The organism is Pseudomonas sp. LBUM1661 (genome assembly GCF_059695925.1).
The window spans coordinates 6,462,173-6,483,321 of record NZ_CP166794.1 but is presented as its reverse complement, the minus strand read 5'-3'; the positions used below and the strand labels follow the sequence as shown (position 1 = coordinate 6,483,321).

At 61.5% G+C, this 21,149-nt stretch carries 19 protein-coding genes; 11 read left to right on the top strand and 8 right to left on the bottom strand.

Annotation, left to right across the window (positions count from 1 at the left end; genetic code table 11):
• Nucleotides 1–12 precede the first annotated feature (12 nt).
• The 6 genes from ACA057_RS29820 (at nucleotide 13) to ACA057_RS29795 (ending at nucleotide 6,793) form a co-directional block, all read left to right on the top strand.
• Nucleotides 13–876: a LysR family transcriptional regulator gene (locus ACA057_RS29820; RefSeq protein WP_497344513.1), complete on the top strand. Its 864-nt coding sequence runs from the start codon at nucleotides 13–15 to the stop codon at nucleotides 874–876.
• Between the two features lie 222 nt (nucleotides 877–1,098).
• A complete protein-coding gene (locus ACA057_RS29815) occupies nucleotides 1,099–2,175 on the top strand; it encodes a putative 2-aminoethylphosphonate ABC transporter ATP-binding protein (protein WP_497344511.1) in 1,077 nt (358 codons plus the stop codon).
• Nucleotides 2,175–3,899 carry a putative 2-aminoethylphosphonate ABC transporter permease subunit gene (locus ACA057_RS29810; protein ID WP_497344509.1) on the top strand — a complete coding sequence of 575 codons (1,725 nt, stop codon included), beginning with the start codon at nucleotides 2,175–2,177 and terminating at the stop codon, nucleotides 3,897–3,899. The genes ACA057_RS29815 and ACA057_RS29810 overlap by 1 nt, the downstream gene beginning before the upstream one ends.
• A 32-nt stretch (nucleotides 3,900–3,931) precedes the next feature.
• A complete protein-coding gene (locus ACA057_RS29805; RefSeq protein ID WP_059407303.1) occupies nucleotides 3,932–4,957 on the top strand; it encodes a putative 2-aminoethylphosphonate ABC transporter substrate-binding protein in 1,026 nt (341 codons plus the stop codon).
• A gap of 145 nt (nucleotides 4,958–5,102) precedes the next feature.
• Nucleotides 5,103–6,236 carry a TIGR03364 family FAD-dependent oxidoreductase gene (locus tag ACA057_RS29800; RefSeq protein WP_497344507.1) on the top strand — a complete coding sequence of 378 codons (1,134 nt, stop codon included), beginning with the start codon at nucleotides 5,103–5,105 and terminating at the stop codon, nucleotides 6,234–6,236.
• Nucleotides 6,236–6,793, top strand: a complete 558-nt coding sequence (locus ACA057_RS29795; RefSeq protein WP_497344505.1) for a phosphonate degradation HD-domain oxygenase — start codon at nucleotides 6,236–6,238, stop codon at nucleotides 6,791–6,793. Before ACA057_RS29800 ends, ACA057_RS29795 begins: the two co-directional genes overlap by 1 nt.
• Before the next feature lie 117 nt (nucleotides 6,794–6,910).
• Here the strand turns inward: ACA057_RS29795 and ACA057_RS29790 are convergent, their stop codons facing one another.
• Nucleotides 6,911–8,287, bottom strand: coding sequence for a GTPase/DUF3482 domain-containing protein (locus ACA057_RS29790; RefSeq protein ID WP_497344503.1), 1,377 nt, complete (start codon nucleotides 8,285–8,287; stop codon nucleotides 6,911–6,913).
• Nucleotides 8,280–9,650, bottom strand: coding sequence for a DUF2868 domain-containing protein (locus ACA057_RS29785; protein WP_497344501.1), 1,371 nt, complete (start codon nucleotides 9,648–9,650; stop codon nucleotides 8,280–8,282). Before ACA057_RS29785 ends, ACA057_RS29790 begins: the two co-directional genes overlap by 8 nt.
• Nucleotides 9,651–9,749: 99 nt before the next feature.
• Here ACA057_RS29785 and ACA057_RS29780 point away from each other — a divergent pair, with 99 nt between their 5' ends.
• Nucleotides 9,750–10,262 (top strand): dihydrofolate reductase, encoded by a 513-nt coding sequence (locus ACA057_RS29780; protein ID WP_497344499.1) that lies wholly within the window; start codon nucleotides 9,750–9,752, stop codon nucleotides 10,260–10,262.
• A gap of 99 nt (nucleotides 10,263–10,361) precedes the next feature.
• On the opposite strand, the gene ACA057_RS29775 is transcribed toward ACA057_RS29780, so the two are convergent.
• On the bottom strand, nucleotides 10,362–11,753 hold the full coding sequence (locus tag ACA057_RS29775) for an L-cystine transporter (RefSeq protein ID WP_497344497.1): 1,392 nt from the start codon (nucleotides 11,751–11,753) through the stop codon (nucleotides 10,362–10,364).
• A gap of 241 nt (nucleotides 11,754–11,994) precedes the next feature.
• Between ACA057_RS29775 and ACA057_RS29770 the strand changes: the two genes are divergently transcribed.
• Entirely contained in the window at nucleotides 11,995–13,050 is a 1,056-nt protein-coding gene (locus ACA057_RS29770) for an HAD family hydrolase (protein ID WP_497344495.1), read from the top strand.
• A 190-nt stretch (nucleotides 13,051–13,240) separates the two neighbouring features.
• Here ACA057_RS29770 and ilvD read toward each other — a convergent pair whose 3' ends face one another.
• From ilvD to ACA057_RS29755, 3 genes are all read right to left on the bottom strand, one after another.
• Nucleotides 13,241–15,082 (bottom strand): dihydroxy-acid dehydratase, encoded by a 1,842-nt coding sequence (gene ilvD / locus ACA057_RS29765; RefSeq protein WP_497344493.1) that lies wholly within the window; start codon nucleotides 15,080–15,082, stop codon nucleotides 13,241–13,243.
• A 258-nt stretch (nucleotides 15,083–15,340) separates the two neighbouring features.
• On the bottom strand, nucleotides 15,341–16,540 hold the full coding sequence (locus tag ACA057_RS29760) for an MFS transporter (RefSeq protein WP_497344491.1): 1,200 nt from the start codon (nucleotides 16,538–16,540) through the stop codon (nucleotides 15,341–15,343).
• A 131-nt stretch (nucleotides 16,541–16,671) separates the two neighbouring features.
• Nucleotides 16,672–17,868, bottom strand: a complete 1,197-nt coding sequence (locus ACA057_RS29755; RefSeq protein WP_497344489.1) for a class I SAM-dependent rRNA methyltransferase — start codon at nucleotides 17,866–17,868, stop codon at nucleotides 16,672–16,674.
• A 243-nt stretch (nucleotides 17,869–18,111) separates the two neighbouring features.
• Here ACA057_RS29755 and ACA057_RS29750 point away from each other — a divergent pair, with 243 nt between their 5' ends.
• From ACA057_RS29750 to ACA057_RS29740, 3 genes are read left to right on the top strand one after another with little or no spacing between them, the layout of a single operon-like run.
• Entirely contained in the window at nucleotides 18,112–18,927 is an 816-nt protein-coding gene (locus tag ACA057_RS29750; protein ID WP_497350052.1) for an HDOD domain-containing protein, read from the top strand.
• 28 nt (nucleotides 18,928–18,955) lie between these two features.
• Nucleotides 18,956–19,768, top strand: coding sequence for a bifunctional DNA-formamidopyrimidine glycosylase/DNA-(apurinic or apyrimidinic site) lyase (gene mutM, locus ACA057_RS29745; protein WP_059407317.1), 813 nt, complete (start codon nucleotides 18,956–18,958; stop codon nucleotides 19,766–19,768).
• A 52-nt stretch (nucleotides 19,769–19,820) separates the two neighbouring features.
• Nucleotides 19,821–20,144 carry a multidrug transporter gene (locus tag ACA057_RS29740; protein WP_497344486.1) on the top strand — a complete coding sequence of 108 codons (324 nt, stop codon included), beginning with the start codon at nucleotides 19,821–19,823 and terminating at the stop codon, nucleotides 20,142–20,144.
• A 114-nt stretch (nucleotides 20,145–20,258) separates the two neighbouring features.
• Here ACA057_RS29740 and ACA057_RS29735 read toward each other — a convergent pair whose 3' ends face one another.
• Nucleotides 20,259–20,510, bottom strand: coding sequence for a YfhL family 4Fe-4S dicluster ferredoxin (locus tag ACA057_RS29735; RefSeq protein WP_010466792.1), 252 nt, complete (start codon nucleotides 20,508–20,510; stop codon nucleotides 20,259–20,261).
• Between the two features lie 102 nt (nucleotides 20,511–20,612).
• Entirely contained in the window at nucleotides 20,613–21,092 is a 480-nt protein-coding gene (gene coaD / locus ACA057_RS29730) for a pantetheine-phosphate adenylyltransferase (protein ID WP_109635631.1), read from the bottom strand.
• Nucleotides 21,093–21,149 lie beyond the last annotated feature (57 nt).

Below are 21,149 nucleotides of genomic sequence, written 5' to 3'. Positions count from 1 at the left end.
TGAGGGAACGGTGTGCTGAGTGCCGAGCTGAAGGCGTTTTACATGGTTGCCCGTTTGGGCAGTATCACCCTGGCGGCGAAAAAGCTCGGCTTGAGCCAGCCCACGGTGACGACTCAGATTCGGCACCTGGAAAGTCAGTACTCGGTTGAACTGTTCTACCGAGGCGGCCGCCGCCTCACCGTCAGCGACGAAGGTGCGCGGTTGCTGCCGATGGTCAAGGCGCTGTTGCAGCAGGAAGCCGATATCGAGTTCTTCCTGCGTAACAGCGGCCAGATTCAGGGCACGTTGCGCATCGCCGCCACGGCGCCGTATTACATCCTCGATCTGGTGAAGACTTTCCGCGAGCGCTTGCCGCAAGTGGAAGTGTCGGTGGAAATCGGCAACTCCCAGCAGGTTCTCGAAGCACTGGAGGATTACCGGGTCGATGTCGCCGCGTCTTCGCAGTTGCTCGACGATGCGCGGCTGATTCGCCGGGTGCTCGGCAGCGATCCGCTGGTGCTGGCGGTGCACCGCAATCATCCGCTGGCGATTCACGATCATGTGCCGCTTAGTGCGTTGGCCGGGCATACGCTGTTGATGCGTGAGTCGGGCTCGACGACTCGTCGACTGACGGAAGAGTTATTGGCTAGCGCGGGGGTGAGTTTCGGGCCACTGCTGGAGATCGGCAGCCGTGAGTCGATCCGCGAGGCGGTGCTGCGCAACATCGGCATCAGCATCATTGCCCGGCAGGAAGTGCCGCATGATCCGCAATTGCGCGTGCTGACCATCGAGAATGCGCCGCAGATTCCCGAGTATCTGTACTGCCTCAAGGAGCGCAAAGGCGCGCGGCTGCCGGCGGCGTTTTTGGGGTTGGCGCAGGAAATGGCCCCGGCCTAGAAATCCTCGTCGCCAGTCATGGCCTCATCGCGGGCAAGCCCGCTCCCACAGGATTGTGTAAAACCTGTGGGAGCGGGCTTGCCCGCGATGGCGTCAGTCCGGACAACGAATCACCTCAACCCAAATCCCCGAATACCACTATCGGCCGTTTTTGCCTCACTGCCACATGACGTACGCATTACATCCCTAGGATGAGCCTCATCTGCTTGATGAGGTCCGTCCATGAACCATTCGATCGCAACAGCCCTGACCAACCCCGGCGCCCCGATGCGGGTGCGCAGCGTGCAGAAACGCTTCGGCGCGTTCACCGCGCTGGACAACGTTTCCCTCGACGTCGCGGCCGGTGAGCTGGTGTGTCTGCTCGGCCCGTCGGGCTGCGGCAAAACCACCTTGCTGCGCTGCATCGCCGGTCTGGAGAAACAGGACGGCGGCGAGTTGTACCTCGGTGATCGCGACGTTTCCCACCTGGCGCCCCAAGCTCGGGACTACGGCATTCTGTTCCAGTCCTACGCGCTGTTCCCCAATCTCACCGTCGAAGCGAACATTGCCTACGGCCTCGCCGGCAGCGGTCGCGATGAAGTGCGCAAGCGCGTCGCTCAGATGCTGGAACTGGTCGGCCTGATCGGCAGTGAGAAAAAGTACCCCGGCCAATTGTCCGGCGGCCAACAGCAACGCGTCGCACTGGCCCGCGCCCTGGCCCCGGCGCCTTCGTTGTTGCTGCTGGACGAACCCATGTCGGCCCTCGACGCCCGAGTCCGCGAGCACTTGTGCACCGAGCTGCGCCAGTTGCAGCGCAACCTCGGCATCACCACCCTGATGGTCACGCACAATCAGGACGAAGCAATGCTGATGGCCGACCGCATCGCCGTGATGAACAACGGCAAGGTCGAGCAATACGCCACGCCGCAGGAAATATACGACCGCCCGGCGACGCCGTTTGTGGCGGAATTCGTCGGTCAGGGCAACTGGCTGCCGTTCAGCCGCAGCAGCGACAGCCATGCGCAGGTTGGCGGAATGAGCATGCGCCTGGCGGAGGGCAGTGCCAAAACCCCATCGGGTCGTCTGTTCTGCCGTCCCGAAGCGATCAACATCAACCCTGTGGTGCATGAAGAAAACCTGTTCCCGGCCAAGGTTCGCGAAATCACCTTCCTCGGCAACCGCTGCCGCATGAGCTTCGAACTTGACCAACTGCCCGGTCATCCGCTGCTGGCCGAACTCGCCCCGGAAGCCATGCCGCGCCTCGGCGCCCAGCAGATCATGGTCGCCTTGCCGCCACGCAGCCTGCAGGTGTTTGCCTGATGAGCGCGAACATCGCGCTGCCGATACCGCACAAGCAGGTTCGGCAGACCTCCCGTGCCGAGATCGGCGACCGGGTGTTCGTGGTCGGCGGCAAAATCCTTTTGCTGGTGTTGCTCGGCGTCGCCGTGTTGATGCCGTTGCTGGCGATCTTCTGGCGTGGTTTCAGTTCTGAAGCCGGGCAGGGCGGTGGTTGGGTGGCGGCCCGTGAACTGGTCACCAGTGAGAACTTCCACTGGTTGCTCGGCAATAGCCTGAAAGTTTCCCTCAGTGTCGCGGCGATTGTCGTACCGCTGGCCTACCTGTTTGCCTACGCCCTGCAACGCACCCTGATTCCCGGTAAAGGCATCTGGCGCGGCATGTCGCTGCTGCCGCTGATGGCGCCGTCGATGCTGCCGGGGATTGCGCTGGTTTATCTGTTTGGCAATCAGGGCATGTTGCGCGGTTTGCTCTCGGACAATATCTACGGTTTCTGGGGCATTGTGCTCGGTGAGGTGATCTACACCTTCCCACACGCCTTGATGATTTTGCTGTCGGCGCTGTCCCTGGCGGATGCGCGACTGTTCGATGCCGCCTCCAGCATGGGCGCGAGCCCGGCGAAAGCCTTTCGCAGCATCACCTGGCCGGCGACGCGGCAGGCGGTATTCGCGGCGTTCTGCCTGGTGTTCACCCTGACCATCACCGATTTCGGCGTGCCCGTGGTGGTCGGTGGCGACTATCAAGTGCTGGCGCTGGAAGCCTACAAAGCCGTGGTCGGCCAGCAACAATTCGGTCGCGGCGCGTTGATCGGTATGGTCCTGCTGCTGCCGGCGCTGTTCAGCTTCGGTGTCGACGCCTGGCTGCGTCGGCGTCACGGCGACTCCATGAGCGGCCGTGCGCAAGTGTTCAAACCGGCGCCATCGACACTGCGCGACGGCTGCTACCTGGCGATCGTGTTGCTGATCTGCGCGGTGTTGCTGCTGGTGTTCGGCATGGCGGTGTTCTCGTCGCTGGTGAAATTCTGGCCGTACAACCTGTCGCTGTCGCTCAACCATTACCAGTTCAACGACACGGCGGGCGGCGGCTGGCTGGCCTACGGCAACAGCGTGAAAATGGCCCTGTGCACGGCGTTGATCGGCAGCGTGCTGATCTTCACTGGCGCCTACCTGATGGAAAAAACCAAGGGCCAGCGCGGGTTGAACCTGACCCTGCGCATGCTCAGTTTCGTGCCGATGGCGGTGCCGGGTCTGGTGCTGGGGTTGGGTTACGTCTTCTTCTTCAACCTCACCGGCAACCCGCTGCATGTGCTCTACGGGACCATGACCCTGTTGGTGGTCTGCACCATTGCTCACTATTTGACCACCGCGCAAATGACCGCGACCACGGCGCTGCGCCAACTCGACGCCGAATTTGAAGCCGCCGCGCTGTCGCTCAAAGCGCCGCTGTATCGGCACTACCTGCGGGTCACCGTGCCGATCTGCCTGCCGGCGTTGCTGGACATCGTGCGCTACCTGTTCGTCTCGGCCATGACCACCGTCTCGGCGGCGATCTTCCTCTACAGCCCCGACACCATCCTTGCGGCGGTGGCGGTGTTGAACATGGACGACGCCGGCAACGTCGGCGGTGCGGCAGCGATGTCGACCCTGATTCTGTTCACCTCGGCGGGCGTGTCCCTGCTGCTGGCCTGGGCCTCGCGCGGGTTGCTGCGCCGCTCACAGGCCTGGCGGCAGACCGCGCCTGGCAACTGACTCACACCTTCAACTCAAACAGGAAAACGATCATGTTCAAGCCCCTGGCCCTGGCCGCTGCTGTCCTCACCGCTTTCAGCCTGAACGCCTTCGCGGCGAAAACCGAGTTGACGGTGTACACCGCCCTCGAAGCCGAACAACTGAAGACCTACAAGGACGCCTTCGAAAAGGCCAACCCGGACGTCGAGATCAAGTGGGTGCGTGATTCCACCGGGATCATCACCGCCAAACTGCTGGCCGAAAAAGCCCGACCGCAGGCTGACGCCGTCTGGGGCCTGGCCGCTTCGAGCCTGGCGATCCTCGATCAGCAAGGCATGCTGCAAAGCTACGCGCCGAAAGACCTGGGCAAGATCGGCGGCAACTACCGCGACGCCGCCAACCCGCCAGCCTGGGTCGGCATGGACGTCTGGGCGGCGACCATTTGCTTCAACACCGTCGAAGCCGAGAAGCAGGGTCTGACGAAACCGGTGAGCTGGCAGGACCTGACCAAGCCTGAGTACAAAGGCAAGATCGTCATGCCCAACCCGGCGTCGTCCGGCACGGGTTTCCTCGACGTCAGCGCCTGGTTGCAAACCTTCGGCGAGAAGCAGGGCTGGCAGTACATGGACGACCTGCACCAGAACATCGGTCAGTACGTTCACTCCGGTTCCAAGCCTTGCAAACTGGCGGCGGCGGGCGAATTCCCGATCGGTATTTCCTTTGAATACCCGGCAGTTCAGCTGAAACGCCAGGGCGCGCCGCTGGACATCATCCTGCCGAAAGAAGGCCTGGGCTGGGAGATCGAAGCGACCGCCGTGATCAAGGGCACGCAGCACGAAGAAGCGGCGAAGAAACTGGCTGACTTCTCGGCCAGCCCGGCGGCGATGGAGCTGTATAAAGAGAACTTCGCGGTGCTCGCTCAGCCAGGTATCGCCAAGCCGCAGACCGAATTGCCGGCGGATTACGAGCAGCGTTTGATCAAGAACGACTTTGCCTGGGCGTCGAAGAATCGTGACGAGATTTTGACCGAGTGGCGTAAGCGTTATGACGGCAAGTCCGAGAAAGTGGCTGCCAAATAAATCTTCGTAGTCTGTAAGGACCTCATCGCTAGCAGGCTAGCTCCCACATTGGATCTTCAGTGGACACAAACTTTGTGAACACCCCCGATTTCCTGTGGGAGCTAGCCTGCTAGCGATAGCGGTCTCCCATTCAGGGAAAATCTCCATGACACACCACAACGACATGCTGATCATCGGCGCCGGCATCCTCGGCCTGTCCCACGCTTACGCCGCCGCCAAACGCGGTCTTAAAGTCACCGTCTTCGAACGCAGCGAAACGCCACTCGGCGCCTCGGTGCGCAACTTCGGCCAGGCACTCGTCACCGGCCAACCCCCGGGCCCGATGCTTGAACTGGCCAAGGCCAGCCGCGACATCTGGGGCCATTGGGCAGACGTGGCCGGCCTGCAACTCAAGCGCAACGGCTCGTACCTGTTCGCCCGCACCGAAGCCGAAGAACACCTGCTGGACACCTTCTGCGCCGGCCGCGCCGTGGAGCACGGTTACCGCGTCGAGCTGCTGCGCGGCGCCGCCTTGCGCGATCTGTACGGCGGCCAGTTCCGCCATCACCGCGCCGCGTTGCACGGCATGGACGATCAGCAACTGTATTCGCGCGAAGCGATTCCGGCGTTGATCGATTACCTGCGTCGCGAACTCGGGGTCGAATTTCACTTCTCCACCCTGGTGCGCGACATCGAGCCGGGGCGTTTGCACAGTACCGCTGGAACTTTCGGCGCCGAGCAGATCATCGTCTGCTCAGGCCACGATTATCAGACCTTGCTGGCCGAGCCCATCGCCGAACTCAACCCGCACATCTGCCGCCTGCAAATGCTCCGCGCCCGGCCGCAAATCAACCTCAACCTGCAACATGCGTTGCTCACCGGTTTGAGCTGCGTGCACTACGGCGCGTTCGCCGATCTGCCGGAAGCGGCGGCGGTGCAGGCGCAAATTTTGCGAGAGGAACCACACCTGCATGAACACGGCATCCACCTGCTGATCAGCCCGACGCCGTATGGCGAATTGATCATCGGCGATTCCCACCATTACGGCAGCGACCCGTCGCCGTTCAACGCCGAGCAGGTCGACAACTGGATGCTTGAACTGGCCGAGCAAACGCTGGGCTGCAAGGTGCAAGTGGTCGAACGCTGGCAGGGTGTCTATGGTTCACGGGGGCCGGGACCGTTCTCGTTCCTGCGGCCGATGCCGGGTGTGAGCGTCGCGTTGATGCACACCGGTGTGGGCATGAGCGTCGGCCCGGCGATGGCCGAACGTAACGTCGCGACCTTATTGGGAGAACATTAATGGAGCGCAATGAACAAGTGATCGCCGAGGTGTTTGCGTTGTACGAACGCTTCGGTGACAGCGATTACATCGGCGAGCCGGTGTCGCAGATCGAGCACATGTCCCAGGCCGCTGAACGGGCCATGGCCGAAGGCTTCGACGACGAAGTGGTGCTGGCGGCGTTCTTCCACGACATCGGGCATATCTGTGCCGAGAATGCCGAGAACATGGGTGGGTTTGGCGTAGTCAGTCATGAGCGCCTGGGCGCCGACTACCTGCGTCGCGCAGGCTTCAGCGAGCGCATGGCACGGCTGGTGGAATACCACGTTCAGGCCAAGCGTTATCTGACGCTCAAGGAGCCTGGGTACTACGAACGCCTGAGCGAAGCCAGCCGCCGGACCCTGGAATATCAGGGCGGTGTGATGAGCGTTGAAGAAGCAGAAGCCTTCGAGCAGGACCCGCTGTGTGCCGTCAGTCTGCGGATGCGCCAGTGGGATGAGCAGGCCAAGGAGATGTGGGTGCCGGTGATTGATCTTGCGGTGTTGAAGGGGAAGGCGTTGCGCCTGTTGGCTGCGTAATTACATGAGGTCGAGTCGCGGCCATCGCGGGCAAGCCCGCTCCCACAGGTTTTGTGAGCGCCGCAGATCCTGTGGGAGCGGGCTTGCCCGCGATGGCCGCGCCCAAACACCGCAGATCTAAAGCTGCTGCGCCAATTCCTCAACCTGCTCCTGCCTTTCCGTCTGATTCAATTTCGAATGCGGATTGAGCGACGACCACTGCGGATGCGCCCGTGCCTTGTTCAGGGCCTCGGGCAGTTTGCCTTCGCGCCAGGATTTGTCCTGGGGCGTGGCCACCTGAATGCTGTCCATTGCCGCGTGCCCTCGGGCCTCCAGCGCTTGCAGCAGTTGCCGTTGGCGCAGCGCCAACAGACGCAGCACGCTGTCATCGACGGTCAGCTCACGCTGGCCTTTGATCTTGCCCAGCAAGCGGCTGCCGTAACTGCGTGCGGTTTGCAGGGCGCCGCCGGCAATCGCCCCGGCCAATGCGGCCGCGCCAAGCGTCAGGCCGCCCACCAGCAAGTCGACCCCGGCGCCGGCCGCTGCGCCCGCGGCGATTCCGCTGCCGACTCGCACGCCCAGTTGCTTGAGGGTTTCCGGATTGAACAAGTCATCGCCCCAGCGCCCGTCGAGCAGCGGCAGGTCACTGGTCGCCGCGTCCTGCGGGCGGAAGGCGTAGAGCTTGAGCAGCGCCTCGACGCAGCGCTGTTCTCGCTGGCGAACCGCTTTGCGTAGTTCGCTGATGGCGTGCTGTTCCTCTTCGGCATTACTCGCCACGCTGCGTCGGCACGCCGCGCAGTCGATCAACAATTCAGCAATCAGGCGCGCCGCGCTCTGCTGACGAGCGAGGCGTTGCGCTTGCTGATCGGCGATCAGCCGCTCCAGTTGTTCGCGAGAGTTTTCCAGCAGCAGCGCGAGGCTTTCATAGAGTCGACGTTCGCCATCTTCTGGCGGTGCGACGCTGTCGAAACGCACCAGTGCATGCAAGCCCAGCCGCGCCAACGCTTCGCGCCAATCCGGTTCGCGGTGGTTGGCGCTGCTGACGAAATTCAGCACCGGCAGCAGCGGTTTGCCGCAGCTGGCCAGCACCTCCAGTTCGTCGCGGTACTTGGCCAGCACCGGTTCGCGAGCGTCGATCACGTAGAGACCGGCATCGCAGGTCAGCAGTTGCCGCAGCACTTTGGCTTCCTGTTCGAAACGCTGTCGCGCTTCGCTGCCGTCAAGAAATCGCGCCAGTCGATCCGGGCCGTCAAGGCGTTCGCCGGGTCGCTCCAGACGTTCGAGGTAGTCGAGCAGGGCGATCGCGTCTTCCAGGCCGGGGGTGTCGAACAGGTCGAGCAAGGGTTCGCCGTCCACTGATAACCGCGCGCCTTCGACATGCCGAGTCGTGCTGGGACGATGGGACACTTCGCCGAAACCGACATCACGGGTCAGCGTTCGCAGCAGCGAGGTTTTGCCAACATTGGTGTGGCCGACCACTGCGAGTTTCAGTGGCGGTTTCCAGGGCTTAGTCATGACCGGTCTCCAGCCAATTCAACGGCGCGCAATCGGCGAACGGCAGCTCCAGCTGTTGCAGCGCCACATGCCAGTCGCCGAGGCGCTCGGCATCCAGCGCTTCGCCGGGCGGTGCTTGCAGCAACCAGACGCGGGTGGCGCTGGCGTTGCGCGCCAGTTCGGCGATCAGTGCCAGGCTGCCACGGTCCGGCGAGCGCCGTGGATCGCAGGCGATGGCCAAGCGTGCCGGGGGAAAGCGGCTCAGTTGTTCGAGCAGTTTGTGGCGCGATTCGCGGCTGTCGAGGATGCCCGCGTTGTTCACGCTTTTCGGCAGTTGCGGTGGCCATGGGCGTTGATCGTCCAGTTCGATGGCCACCAGTAATGCGCCATCGCTGCGCAGGTCACTGGCCGCGGTCTCGACGCGATGAAGGTGTTCGGGCGCGGCATCGCTGATGCCCAGGCGTTCGCTGGTGGGCATCAGCCGTTCGCGCAGTTGGGCGTAGCCGGGCAGGTTCAAGTCCAGGCGCAATTTGGTTTGGCCGGATTTCCAGCGCCACAGGCAAAAGAGAGCAAGCAGCAGACGCGGTACCACGCCATACACCAGCAACACCCCGACCAGCCACGCGGCCCAGGCCTGGCGGGCGCTTTCGATGTTCAGCGCGGCATCGCCACTGGCGCGGATCATTTCGACGCTGGGCACGCTGAACCCTAGCAAGGCGGGCAGGGCGCCGAGGCTTTGGGTCATGATCACGAAGGTCTCGCCGCCGAGAATCGTGGTTTCCCAGACGAAGCCGTAACGCCGGGTCGCCATCAGCATCAGCAGCGTCACCAGGGCGCTGAGCATCGCCAGCAACCACAGGCCGTTGACCAGCACACCGAGCGCCCAACGATTGAGTTTCTGCCGTTGCAGCAACAACAGCAGGGCCGGCGCAAGTTGCGCGGCTTTGGCATCGCGGGCGAGTTTTTCGCTGAGCCACAGCCACAAGCGGCCCAGCGTCGCGCCGTGTTCACCGGCAAACACCAGGCCTAGCGCCCAGCTCAGCAGCAGGATCAGGTTCAGCCCGAGCAGGCTGCCCAACGCCCAGAACACGTTGACCGACGTTTGGCCGTCGCCGAGTGCGGCAAACGCCAGGCCGGCGCCGCTGACTATGGCTAGCACCGCCAACACCAGCAGCGCCAGGCGCGCACCTTGCAGCCAATGTTTGAGGGCGGCGGTCAGTCCATCGCGCTCAGCCAGCCACAACGCGCGACGTTGAATGCGGGCCGGCAGGTCGCCACCCGCGCTGCGCGCCAGTCGGTTGGCTTCCATATCATCCAGAGGGCCGGCGTGTTCTTCGCGCAGGCGAATGGTTTCCGTCAGCCAGAGGTTATTCAGTTCAGTCACGCGGCATCCCGTCGCTCAATCCAGCTGTGAGCATAACCGCTGTGGCGCTTGTCGGGGGGCCACGTTGCGAGAAGCGGAGGCTCTGGTATCCTCGCCGGCATGACTAAATCACTCCCCCTCAGCCTGATCGCAGCCCTCGGTGAAAACCTTGTGATCGGCGTCGACAACAGCATGCCCTGGCACTTGCCGGGGGACTTCAAATACTTCAAGGCCACCACCCTCGGCAAGCCGATCATCATGGGTCGCAAGACCTGGGATTCCCTCGGTCGTCCACTGCCGGGCCGGCTGAACATCGTGGTCAGCCGTCAGGCGGACCTGGTGTTGCAAGGTGCGGAGGTTTATCCGTCGCTGGAGGCCGCCGTGGTTCGCGCCGAAGAATGGGCGAACGAGCAGGGCGTCGATGAGGTGATGTTGATTGGTGGCGCGCAGTTGTATGCGCAAGGGTTGGCACAGGCCGATCGGCTGTATTTGACGCGCGTGGCGCTGAGCCCGGAGGGGGATGCGTGGTTTCCGGCGTTTGATTTGAACGAGTGGACGCTGGTGTCGAATATGCCGAATCCGGCCGAAGGCGACAAACCAGCGTACACCTTCGAAGTCTGGGAAAAGGCTTAAAAGCATCGCTGGCAGGCCAGCTCCCACATGGGTTCTGTGATCGACACAAATCCCCTGTGGGAGCTGGCCTGCCAGCGATAGCGGTCTATCAGACTCAGATCAAGCGTGAGCTAACTCGGAATGCTCATCCGCATCCAGCAACTCTTTATCCGTCTGCTGCATGATCTGGCTGGTAATCGCCCCCGCCGTGATCGACCCGCTGACGTTCAACGCCGTGCGCCCCATATCAATCAACGGCTCAACCGAGATCAGCAACGCCACCAGTGACACTGGCAGACCCATCGCCGGCAGCACGATCAACGCCGCGAACGTCGCACCACCCCCCACTCCCGCCACACCGGCCGAGCTCAGCGTGACAATCGCCACCAAGGTCGCGATCCACAGCGGGTCCAGCGGATTGATCCCCACGGTCGGCGCCACCATCACTGCCAACATCGCCGGGTACAGACCGGCACAACCATTCTGGCCAATGGTCGCGCCGAACGAGGCGGCGAAACTGGCGATGGATTGCGGGATGCCCAAGCGACGGGTCTGCGCTTCAATGCTCAGCGGAATCGTCGCGGCGCTCGAACGGCTGGTGAAGGCAAACGTCAGCACTGGCCAGATCTTGCGGAAGAACCGCAGCGGGTTGATCCCGGCCGCCGACACCAGCAGGCCATGGACTACAAACATCAGGCCCAGGCCGATGTAGGAAACCACCACAAAACTGCCGAGCTTGATGATGTCCTGCAGGTTGGAACCGGCGACCACTTTGGTCATCAGCGCCAAGACACCGTACGGGGTCAGCTTCATCACCAGACGCACCAGGCGCATCACCCAGGCTTGCAGGGTGTCGATGGCGTTGATCACTTTCTGACCTTTCTCGACATCGTCCTTCAGCAGTTGCAGCGCCGCGACGCCGAGGAACGCGGCGAAAATCACCACGCTGATGATCGAGGTCGGCTTGGCCCGTGCCAGATCGGCGAACGGGTTTTGCGGAATGAACGACAACAACAGCTGCGGCACATTCAGGTCAGCGACCTTGCCCGCGTAGTCGGTCTGGATGGTTTGCAGGCGCGCCATTTCCTGGGTGCCGGCGACCAGACCTTCGGCGGTCAGGCCGAACAGGTTGGTCAGGCCGATACCGATCAACGCGGCGATGGCGGTGGTGAACAGCAGCGTGCCAATGGTCAGGAAGCTGATCTTGCCCAGCGACGAAGCGTTGTGCAGACGCGCCACGGCGCTGAGGATCGAGGCAAACACCAGCGGGATCACGATCATTTGCAGCAACTGCACGTAACCGTTGCCCACCAGATCGAACCAGCCGATCGAGGCTTTCAGCACCGGGTTGCCGGCACCGTAAACGGTGTGCAACGCCACACCGAACACCACGCCCAGCACCAGGGCGAGCAGGACTTTTTTAGCTAAGCTCCACGTCGTATGACGGGTTTGCGCCAGACCAAAGAGCAGGGCGAGGAATACCAGCAGATTGAGGATCAGCGGCAGATTCATGTGAACTCCGAGAGAGACTTGTGCCAGCCACCTTCCGGGGCAGCTGCGAACCGGCAAGCCTAACAGCTTGAAAACTAATGAATTAATATCAAAAAAGTCTGTTAACTGTCGTTTTTGGAATAAGCGGGTGTCGTTGTCGGGGATGCAGCTGACGCGAAAGGGACGCGGGCGGTCGCAGGCAGACGGGGACTGTCACACTAATTTGATAGCGTCGATATCTTTGAATCAGGGAGAAATGCCAATGAAGTTCGCACCGAAATTTTTGGTTGCCGCACTCTGTCTGGGCCTCGCCGGCCAGGTACTCGCCACGGATCTGAAGCATTGGCCAGTCGATCAGGCCAAGGCGCTGGACGCAATGATTGCGGCCAATGCCAACAAAGGTAACTACGCGGTGTTCGACATGGACAACACCAGTTACCGCTACGACCTCGAAGAGTCGTTGCTGCCGTTCATGGAGAACAAGGGCCTGATCACCCGCGACAAGCTCGACCCTTCCCTGAAACTGATCCCGTTCAAAGACACCGCTGAGCACAAGGAAAGCCTGTTCAGCTACTACTACCGCCTCTGCGAACTCGACGACATGGTTTGCTACCCGTGGGTCGCGCAGGTGTTCTCCGGCTTCACGCTGACCGAGCTTAAAGGCTATGTCGACGAGTTGATGGCCTCCGGCAAACCGGTGCCGGCCACTTACTACGAAGGCGACGTGGTGAAGAACCTCGACGTCAACCCGCCGAAAATCTTCACCGGTCAGCAAGAGCTCTACACCAAGCTGATGGAGAACGGCATCGAGGTCTACGTCATGACCGCCGCCTCCGAAGAACTGGTGCGCATGGTCGCGGCCGATCCGAAGTATGGCTACAACGTCAAACCGCAAAACGTCATCGGCGTGAGCCTGCTGCTCAAGGATCCCAAGACTGGCGAGCTGACCACGGCGCGCAAGCAGATCACCGCCGGCAAGTATGACGAGAAGGCCAACCTCGGCCTGGAACTGACCCCGTACCTGTGGACCCCGGCGACCTGGATGGCGGGCAAGCAGGCGGCGATCCTGACGTACATCGATGAGTGGAAAAAACCGATCCTGGTGGGTGGAGATACGCCAACCAGCGACGGTTACATGCTGTTCCACAGCGTCGACGTGGCCAAGGGCGGCATCCACTTGTGGGTCAACCGCAAGGACAAGTACATGACCCAGATCCAGGGCATGATGGCCAAGAACGCTGCGGCCCAGGCCAAGGAAGGGTTGCCGGTGACAGCGGACAAGAACTGGGTGATCGTCAAACCTGAAGAAATCCAGTAAGCACCACACATCCAACTGTGGGAGCGAGCCTGCTCGCGATAGCAGTTTGTCTGTCACCATTGATGTTGCCTGACACTCCGCTATCGCGAGCAGGCTCGCTCCCACAGTTGATCTCCGGTGTTTGGGGGATCGGCATAAACAAAAATGCCCCGCACTTGGCGGGGCATTTTTTTTGTTCGACGGTTAAGCCTTACAGCCCGTCGAGCATTGCCTTGTTACGTACGGCACCCTTGTCGGCGCTGGTCGCCAACAGGGCGTAGGCCTTCAGGGCGGTGGTCACCTTGCGTGGACGTTTTTCCACAGGTTTCCAGCCTTTCTGATCCTGCTCGGCGCGACGGCCAGCCATTTCTTCATCGCTGATCAACAGGTTGATCGAGCGGTTCGGAATGTCGATCAGCACTTTGTCGCCGTCCTGCACCAGGCCGATTGCACCGCCGGCAGCGGCTTCTGGCGAAGCGTGGCCGATGGACAGGCCCGAGGTGCCGCCCGAGAAGCGGCCATCGGTGAGCAGGGCGCAGGCTTTGCCCAGGCCTTTGGATTTCAGGTACGACGTCGGGTACAGCATTTCCTGCATGCCCGGGCCGCCTTTCGGGCCTTCGTAACGAATGATCACGATGTCGCCGGCCTTCACTTCGTCCGCGAGGATGCCGCGTACGGCGCTGTCCTGGCTTTCGAAGATCTTCGCGTTGCCTTCGAAGACGTGGATCGATTCGTCGACACCGGCGGTTTTCACCACACAGCCGTCGAGCGCGATGTTGCCGTAGAGAACGGCCAGGCCGCCTTCTTTCGAGTAAGCGTGTTCGACACTGCGGATGCAGCCGTTTTCACGGTCGTCGTCGAGGGTTTCCCAACGGGTCGACTGGCTGAACGCGGTTTGCGTCGGGATGCCCGCGGGACCGGCCTTGAAGAAGTGATGCACGGCTTCGTCGTCGGTCTGGGTGATGTCCCACTTGGCGATGCCTTCGGCCAGGGTCTTGCTGTGCACAGTCGGCAGGTCGGTGTGCAGCAGACCACCACGGGACAGCGAACCGAGGATGCTGAAGATCCCGCCAGCGCGGTGCACGTCTTCCATGTGGTACTTCTGGATGTTCGGCGCGACCTTGCACAGTTGCGGTACGTGGCGGGAGAGGCGGTCGATGTCGCGCAGGTCGAAATCGATCTCGGCTTCCTGGGCCGCGGCCAGCAAGTGCAGGATGGTGTTGGTGGAACCGCCCATGGCGATGTCCAGGGTCATGGCGTTTTCGAACGCCTTGAAGTTGGCGATGTTGCGCGGCAACACTGACTCGTCGTTGTCGGTGTAGTAACGCTTGCACAGCTCGACAATGGTGCGGCCGGCCTGCAGGAACAGCTGTTCGCGGTCGCTGTGGGTGGCCAGGGTCGAACCGTTGCCCGGCAATGCCAGGCCCAGGGCTTCGACCAGGCAGTTCATCGAGTTGGCGGTGAACATGCCGGAGCACGAACCGCACGTCGGGCAGGCGCTGCGCTCGTACTCAGCGACTTTCTCGTCAGAAGCGCTGGAGTCGGCGGCAATCACCATGGCGTCGACGAGGTCGAGACCGTGGCTGGCCAGTTTGGTCTTGCCGGCTTCCATCGGGCCGCCGGAAACGAAGATCACCGGAATGTTCAGGCGCAGGGCGGCCATCAGCATGCCAGGGGTGATCTTGTCGCAGTTGGAAATGCAGACGATGGCGTCGGCGCAGTGGGCGTTGACCATGTATTCGACGGAGTCGGCAATGATCTCGCGGCTCGGCAGCGAATAGAGCATGCCGTCGTGGCCCATGGCGATGCCGTCATCCACGGCGATGGTGTTGAATTCTTTGGCGACACCACCGGCGCGTTCGATTTCGCGGGCGACCAGTTGGCCCAGGTCCTTGAGGTGGACGTGGCCCGGTACGAACTGGGTGAAGGAGTTGGCAATGGCGATGATCGGCTTTTTGAAGTCGTCATCTTTCATCCCCGTTGCGCGCCACAGTGCGCGGGCGCCGGCCATGTTGCGGCCATGGGTGGATGTTTTCGAGCGGTAATCAGGCATGAAGCACTCCGGGCGGCTAATCAGGTATCAAAAGGGAAGTGAGCTTCTATTGACGTCTGGAACACCCAGAAATGGCCGTGTGTCCGGAAGTTGCCGATAACTTTGCGGGATCGCCGCGCGCTTCAGCTTGAGCTCATAAACCCGCCGGGGGATGACTGGCGATGAATGTCGCGATTCTACACGGCTGGCGGCAGGAGGGAATGCCGGGAAGCGTTGATCCAGTACCGACGGCGTGTGCTGGATGACAACCGGCGTGAATCAGCTCACGTTCAGTGCCAGATTTCGCTGCATGATCAGCGCGTTCAAACCCAGGCCCACGGCGCTCAGGGTCAAGAAACATAAGGAGAGGGCCGTGGAGAGGTCTTCGGACGCAAGATTGATCACCACGCTGATCACGCCGCCGCACATAAAGATCATCACACCGCCGACCGAGGAGGACGTACCGGCGTCCTGTGGATGGAGGGTCATGGCTTTGGAATTGGCGATAGGCCTGGCAATGGTGGTGCCAGCGGTACAAATGAGCATGGGGATCAAAACTCCAGCAGCAGTGAGCCCGAATTGATTTGCCAGCCACAGCATGACCACCCCCGACAGTGCGATCAGTCCCAGGCCGATAACGATCTGCGAGTTAGCCGGCAGACGCCGATGCAGCGCGCTGGCAACGATCCCTCCGACCACGTAGGCCACGCCGTACAGCAACAATGCCCAGGCAAATTCGTAAGGTGAAAGGGCGAGTCGCTCCATGAAAATGATGGGTGAAATGACGATAAATGAAAAATGGCAGGCAAAGGCCAGTCCGGAAATAAGCCAATAGCCCATGAAACGGAGGTCGGAACACAGTCGCCAGTAGGCACTGAAAAAGCGACCGGGCGACGCGTTACGACTGCGCGGGGTTTCCTTGAGCAAGACGCCAGCCTTTATCCCGACAATGGCTGCCAATGCGAGAAAGGCGTAGAAGCTGCCTTCCCAGCCCAGATGTAATTGCAGCCAGGTTCCAAGCAGCGGCGATATGGAAATGAACACACCGCTGCCGGTTGTCATCCAGATTCTGATTCGCTCCTGTTCCTTTCCGACGAACAAATCCTGAATCAGCGCCTGTGACAGCACAAAGGATCCGCAGCCAACCGCCTGGATCACGCGAAAAAACAGAAACCAGCTGTAGTCGCTGGAAACCAGACAACCTGTCGCACCGAGCATCGAGATGGCGATACCGGTCAGCAAGAGGTTCCTGCGCCCCCATAAATCCGACAGCGGCCCCACAAGTACCACGGATAGCGCGAGGCCAATGGCGAACATGCTGACAGAAAGGGCAATGTCGGACGGCGAGGTCCGGAAGTAGTCAGACAGCGCGGGAAAGGACGGGAGCACCACGTCCAGCGGGAAAACACCCAGCAGCGTCATGGCCATCAATAACACGGTGAGCGACGATTTTTCTTTGGCGGGTATGACGTGAGTCATCAATAAGCTCTCGATCCATGAGGGGGGACCGAGGATTGATTTTAAGAGGGGGGAAGTCAATGCCGAGGGGGACGGGCCCTTCTGAATCTGTTGTAGGAGCGAGCTGCCTCGCTCCTACAAACAGGCGGTGCTTAGCTGTTTGGCAGCAGGCGGCAGGTGATGCTCTTGATGTAGCGGGTTTCAGCAATCGCCGGGTGCACCGGGTGATCCGGGCCTTGGCCGCCGCGTTCGAGCATCTGGATGTTGCGGTCCAGGTGACGGGCGCTGGTCAGCAGGATGTTTTGCAGATCGTCTTCCGGCAGGTGCATCGAGCACGACGCGCTGATCAGGATGCCGTCCTTGCTGAGCAGGCGCATGGCTTGCTCGTTGAGGCGACGGTAGGCGCCTTCACCGTTTTTCATGTCTTTCTTGCGTTTGATGAACGCCGGTGGATCGGCCACGATCACGTCGAAGCGTTCTTCGCTGGCTTTCAATTCTTTGAGGGCTTCGAACACGTCGCCTTCGATGCAGGTCATTTTGTCGGCGAAGCCGTTCAGCGCGGCATTGCGCTCGACGCCGTCGAGGGCGAAGGCCGATGCGTCGACGCAGAACACTTCACTGGCGCCGAACGCGGCGGCTTGCACGCCCCAGCCGCCGATGTAGCTGTACAGGTCGAGCACGCGTTTGCCTTTGGCATACGGCGCCAGGCGTGCGCGGTTCATGCGGTGGTCGTAGAACCAGCCGGTTTTCTGACCCTGGATGACCGGTGCTTCGAATTTCACGCCGTTCTCTTCCAGCGCAACCCACTCCGGCACCAGGCCGAACACGGTTTCGACGTAGCGGTTGAGGCCTTCGGCATCACGGGCAGCGGAGTCGTTCTTGAACAGAATGCCGCTTGGCTTGAGCACTTGAGTCAGCGCCGCGATCACGTCTTCTTTGTGGGCTTCCATGGTCGCCGAAGCGATCTGCACCACCAGGATGTCGCCGAAACGGTCGACCACCAGGCCTGGCAGCAGGTCGGAATCACCGTAGACCAAACGATAGAACGGCTTGTCGAACAGGCGATCGCGCAGGGACAGGGCGACGTTCAGGCGATGCACCAGCAGCGACTTGTCCAGCGGCAACTTGATGTCGCGCGACAGCAGGCGCGCGCAGATCAGGTTGTTCGGGCTCATGGCGACGATGCCCAGCGGCTTGCCGCTGGCGGCTTCGAGGATCGCCTGGTCACCGGCCTTGAAGCCGTGCAACGGGGTGGCGGCTACATCGATTTCGTTGCTGTAGACCCACAAGTGGCCGTTTCGCAGGCGACGGTCGGCGTTGGCTTTGAGGCGCAGGCTAGGCAGGGACATGACGTCGCTCCGGAAAAAAGAGCGGGAGTATAGCGTGTTGAGGCTTGTGGCGGGCTGGGTGGGCGATGAAACGCTGAAGGCCATTTCGAATACCACGCCGACAATGAAACTTCATGCGATGTGCCGGCCAAGGTGTCGGATCCAACTTTATAACGGTTAGAATCTGCGCCTGACCCAGAGTGTGTACCTATGTCCCAAGAGCTGACCACCGAACAGATTCAACAGTCCCTGCAAGGCATCAGCGTGCCGGCCCAGCCGCAGATCATGGTGGATTTGCAGATGGAGCAGTACATGCCCGACCCGGATCTGGAGGTGATCGCCAAGCTGATCTCCCAGGACCCGGGCCTCTCTGGCGCCTTGTTGAAAATCGTCAACTCGCCGTATTACGGCTTGAGCAACAAGATCGCCTCGATTCAGCGTGCGGTGAACCTGCTGGGCAGCCGTTCGATCATCAATCTGATCAACGCGCAGTCGATCAAGGGCGAAATGAATGACGACACCATCGTCACCTTGAACCGTTTCTGGGACACCGCTCAGGACGTGGCGATGACCTGCCTGACCCTGGCCAAGCGCATCGGTGTCCAGGCCGGCGACGAAGCGTACGCGCTGGGCCTGTTCCACGATTGCGGCGTGCCGCTGATGCTCCAGCGGTTCCCCAACTACATGACCGTACTGGAAGAGGCCTATGCCAGCGCCAGTGCCGAATGCCGGGTGGTCGACACCGAGAACCGGGTGTTCAATACCAACCATGCGGTGGTCGGGTATTACACGGCCAAATCCTGGCGCCTGCCGGAGCATGTGAGCACGGCCATCGCCAATCACCATAATGCCCAGGCGATTTTCAGCGATGAATCGTCGCGCAACAGCCAGCTGAAGAACCTGCTGGCGATCCTGAAGATGGCCGAGCATATTTGTGCGTCGTACCGGGTTCTGGGCAACCAGAAAGAAGACCACGAATGGAATAGCATCGCGCCATTGGTGCTCGATTACATCGGTCTGTCGGACTACGACTTCGAGACCCTCAAACAAACGATCCGCGACCTCGGCGCTCACCGCTGAGTGCCGGACAGCCTGATTCGAGAGCACCATGCCTGAACTGCCAGAAGTCGAAACCACCCGTCGCGGGATCGCACCGCACCTGGAAGGCCAGCGCGTCAGCCGGGTGATCGTGCGCGACCGGCGCCTGCGCTGGCCGATTCCCGAGGACCTGGATGTTCGGCTATCGGGTCAGCGGATTGTGCTGGTGGAGCGGCGCGCCAAGTACCTGTTGATCAATGCCGAGGTCGGCACGCTGATCAGTCATTTGGGCATGTCAGGGAATTTGCGTCTGGTGGAAGTCGGCCTGCCGGCCGCCAAGCATGAGCACGTCGACATCGAACTGGAATCCGGCCTGGCCCTGCGCTACACCGACCCGCGACGGTTCGGGGCGATGCTCTGGAGCCTCGATCCGCTGAACCATGAACTGCTGATTCGCCTGGGGCCGGAGCCGTTGACCGACTTGTTCGACGGTGACCGTTTGTTCCAGCAGTCCCGTGGGCGATCGATGGCGGTCAAGCCGTTCATAATGGACAACGCGGTGGTGGTGGGCGTCGGTAATATCTACGCCACCGAAGCGCTGTTTGCTGCCGGTATCGACCCGCGCCGGGAGGCCAAGAGCATTTCCCGAGGGCGATACCTGAAACTGGCCATCGAGATCAAGCGCATTTTGGCGGCGGCCATCGAACGCGGCGGCACGACGTTGCGGGACTTTATCGGCGGTGACGGTCAGCCGGGGTATTTCCAACAGGAACTGTTCGTCTACGGCCGCGGCGCCGAGCCTTGCAAGGTTTGTGGGACGGAGCTGCGGGAAGTGAAACTCGGGCAGCGCGCCAGCGTCTTTTGCCCGCGCTGTCAGAGCTGAGGCGCATAGGTCTATAGTCAGTGTTCCCACTGCCTAGCCGAAGGACCGTGCCATGAACCTGTTTCGAGCCCTTGCCGTTACGCTGCTGCTGAGCGTCGGTGCACCCGCGCTGGCGGCAAACAGCGGCAGCGGCGACCCGCGTTACACCATCCAGAATCCCCCGGCGTACGCCATGCTCGGCGACTTGCTGATTGCCCGACCGTTGTTGGTCGCAGCGACGGTGATCGGTGCCGGGGCGTTCATCGTGTCGTTGCCGTTTACCGCATTGGGTGGCGGCGTAGGCGATGCAGGGCAGGCGCTGGTGGTTGATCCGGCGAAAGCGGCATTTGTGCGGTGTCTGGGGTGTATCGGCGAGGGGTTTGAGCAGCGGGAGTGAAGCCTTAAAAGCTTCGCGGGCAAGCCTCGCTCCTACGGGTGATGCGCGAATGTTGCGCACATCCTGTAGGAGCGAGGCTTGCCCGCGAAGGCGTCCTCACAGGCGCCAAATGAATCAAGCCTTGCCGGTAATGATCCGGTACTTCGCCATCAACTGTTCTTCAGTTTCCGGATGCGCCTCGTCCAGCGGAATGCAATCCACCGGGCACACTTGCTGGCACTGAGGTTCGTCGTAGTGGCCGACACACTGTGTGCACAGGTTCGGGTCGATCACGTAGATCTCTTCGCCCTGGGAAATGGCGGCGTTCGGGCACTCGGGTTCGCAGACGTCGCAGTTGATGCAATCGTCGGTGATGATCAGGGACATGCTAACTCCAGCCGGGGCGGCGGGCCCGGGCGTAATAAACCAATGCGCACAATTGTGCCGCATTGGCGCCCGCAGTGCACGCGGGCGCCGCTTTAGCGGTCGTTACTTCTTGAAGCGCTCGGTCAGCGCGTCCGCCACCGCCGGGTGGACAAACTTGGTGATATCACCACCCAGGGCTGCGATTTCACGCACCAGCGTCGAGGAAATGAACGAATAACGCTCGGACGGTGTAAGAAACAGGCTTTCCACATCCGGCGCCAGTTGGCGGTTCATGTTCGCCAGCTGGAATTCGTATTCGAAGTCCGACACCGCGCGCAAACCACGCAGGAACACGTTGGCGTTCTTCTCTTTGGCAAAGTGCGCCAACAGCGTCGAGAAGCCGACGACTTCAACGTTCGGCAAATGTTTAGTGACCTCGCGGGCCAGCGCCACTCGCTGTTCCAGGGGAAACAACGGGTTTTTCTTCGGGCTGGCGGCGACGGCAATGATCACGTGATCGAACAGGCGCGCGGCGCGTTCGACCAAGTCGCCATGGCCCTTGGTAATAGGGTCGAAGGTACCTGGGTACAACACTCGGTTCATCGCGTCGTCCTGGCGGGAGTCCGTTGGGGAGTCGGATGGTATCGCAGCCTTCCCGGT

Excerpts from the sequence above, each read along its gene's own strand:
- ACA057_RS29790 (WP_497344503.1), bottom strand. The coding sequence starts at position 8,287 with ATGACTAAGCCCTGGAAACCGCCACTGAAACTCGCAGTGGTCGGCCAC.
- ACA057_RS29760 (WP_497344491.1), bottom strand. The coding sequence starts at position 16,540 with ATGACTCACGTCATACCCGCCAAAGAAAAATCGTCGCTCACCGTGTTA.
- ilvD (WP_497344493.1), bottom strand. The coding sequence starts at position 15,082 with ATGCCTGATTACCGCTCGAAAACATCCACCCATGGCCGCAACATGGCC.
- mutM (WP_059407317.1), top strand. The coding sequence starts at position 18,956 with ATGCCTGAACTGCCAGAAGTCGAAACCACCCGTCGCGGGATCGCACCG.
- ACA057_RS29780 (WP_497344499.1), top strand. The coding sequence starts at position 9,750 with ATGACTAAATCACTCCCCCTCAGCCTGATCGCAGCCCTCGGTGAAAAC.
- ACA057_RS29800 (WP_497344507.1), top strand. The coding sequence starts at position 5,103 with ATGACACACCACAACGACATGCTGATCATCGGCGCCGGCATCCTCGGC.
- ACA057_RS29815 (WP_497344511.1), top strand. The coding sequence starts at position 1,099 with ATGAACCATTCGATCGCAACAGCCCTGACCAACCCCGGCGCCCCGATG.
- ACA057_RS29755 (WP_497344489.1), bottom strand. The coding sequence starts at position 17,868 with ATGTCCCTGCCTAGCCTGCGCCTCAAAGCCAACGCCGACCGTCGCCTG.
- ACA057_RS29770 (WP_497344495.1), top strand. The coding sequence starts at position 11,995 with ATGAAGTTCGCACCGAAATTTTTGGTTGCCGCACTCTGTCTGGGCCTC.
- ACA057_RS29775 (WP_497344497.1), bottom strand. The coding sequence starts at position 11,753 with ATGAATCTGCCGCTGATCCTCAATCTGCTGGTATTCCTCGCCCTGCTC.
- ACA057_RS29810 (WP_497344509.1), top strand. The coding sequence starts at position 2,175 with ATGAGCGCGAACATCGCGCTGCCGATACCGCACAAGCAGGTTCGGCAG.
- ACA057_RS29795 (WP_497344505.1), top strand. The coding sequence starts at position 6,236 with ATGGAGCGCAATGAACAAGTGATCGCCGAGGTGTTTGCGTTGTACGAA.
- coaD (WP_109635631.1), bottom strand. The coding sequence starts at position 21,092 with ATGAACCGAGTGTTGTACCCAGGTACCTTCGACCCTATTACCAAGGGC.
- ACA057_RS29740 (WP_497344486.1), top strand. The coding sequence starts at position 19,821 with ATGAACCTGTTTCGAGCCCTTGCCGTTACGCTGCTGCTGAGCGTCGGT.
- ACA057_RS29735 (WP_010466792.1), bottom strand. The coding sequence starts at position 20,510 with ATGTCCCTGATCATCACCGACGATTGCATCAACTGCGACGTCTGCGAA.
- ACA057_RS29805 (WP_059407303.1), top strand. The coding sequence starts at position 3,932 with ATGTTCAAGCCCCTGGCCCTGGCCGCTGCTGTCCTCACCGCTTTCAGC.